The sequence below is a fragment of the Gordonia sp. ABSL11-1 genome (genome assembly GCF_030315685.1).
Classification (GTDB): Bacteria; Actinomycetota; Actinomycetes; order Mycobacteriales; family Mycobacteriaceae; genus Gordonia.
Genome location: NZ_JASXSI010000084.1, coordinates 1 through 1,059, shown reverse-complemented (window position 1 = coordinate 1,059; position 1,059 = coordinate 1). Strand labels below are relative to the sequence as shown.

Annotated in this window: 3 protein-coding genes; 1 reads left to right on the top strand and 2 read right to left on the bottom strand. The window is 63.3% G+C overall.

The features are described from left to right. A partial coding sequence (locus tag QSJ19_RS26550; RefSeq protein ID WP_502876352.1) for a GMP synthase (glutamine-hydrolyzing) occupies positions 1 to 382 on the top strand: 382 nt, incomplete at its 5' end. Positions 383 to 441: 59 nt separating this feature from the next. On the opposite strand, the gene QSJ19_RS26545 is transcribed toward QSJ19_RS26550, so the two are convergent. Both QSJ19_RS26545 and QSJ19_RS26930 read right to left on the bottom strand, forming a co-directional pair. Then, complete coding sequence (locus tag QSJ19_RS26545; RefSeq protein ID WP_286324049.1) at positions 442 to 648, bottom strand: hypothetical protein; 207 nt, start codon at positions 646 to 648, stop codon at positions 442 to 444. Next, entirely contained in the window at positions 596 to 724 is a 129-nt protein-coding gene (locus tag QSJ19_RS26930) for an ankyrin repeat domain-containing protein (RefSeq protein ID WP_353507185.1), read from the bottom strand. Before QSJ19_RS26930 ends, QSJ19_RS26545 begins: the two co-directional genes overlap by 53 nt. Positions 725 to 1,059: the final 335 nt, after the last annotated feature.

Below are 1,059 nucleotides of genomic sequence, written 5' to 3'. Positions count from 1 at the left end.
TCAGCCGTTCCCCGGTGTGGGTTTGGCCATCCGCATCGTCGGCGAGGTGACCGCCGACCGGTTGTCGATGCTGCGCAAGGCCGATCTGATCGCCCGGGAGGAGCTCACCGCCGCTGGGCTCGACGGACAGATCTGGCAGTGTCCGGTGGTGCTGCTGGCCGATGTGCGCAGTGTCGGTGTGCAGGGCGACGGCCGCACCTATGGGCACCCGATCGTGCTGCGTCCGGTGTCGAGCGAGGACGCGATGACCGCGGACTGGACCCGGGTGCCCTACGAGACCCTGGAGATCATCTCGACCCGCATCACCAACGAGGTGCCCGACGTGAATCGTGTCGTCCTGGACGTCACGAGCAAGCCGCCGGGCACCATCGAATGGGAGTGAACGGTCCGGTTGCACAGAGCAATTTCTCGTCGTCGCGGTCTATCAGTCGGTCCGCGACACTAATCGGTGAGCAGCCCGATCTGGTGTAACTCTGCTCGTAGTTCGTCGCCCGCGATTCCCTCGGCAAGTTCGCTGTAACTCTTTCCGGTGCTGAGCTTTACGCGCACGTTCGCGCCGTTGCGGATCAACAGCATCGCCAGGTCGGCTTGCCGGTCAGTCGGAGCGAGCAGTGCTGAGAGCAACGGTGTCATGGCGTTCGGGGCCACGAGCGTTGGGGTCCGCTTGCGCCTTCAGCAGGATGTCCACGCACTCGAAGTAGCCTTCCTGCGCAGCGCAGCGCAGTGGAGTGCGGTGACGCCATCAGGCGCATATTGGTTGACGTCGGCCGACTCTGATGCCAGGACGCTCCGGAGGGTATTGGCGTCGCGCGCTTTGACGGCTCGTGCAGGAGGTACCTCACGGCTAGCTCGCGGGCAGCTCGTCATTGAACAGTGCCATGATGTCCGGGTTGCCCCACGCGACGTTGCCGAGCATCGTCAGAATGTGTTCCTCGAATTATTCGGTGTTAGCGAGACGTTGCAGAGCATCCGCCAGAACCGGGAGGTGATGCGGTGGCTACCGATCTGACGATGTCGAAACGTCGTCCGAAATCGACAGTCATGACGTCGCCCGCTAAG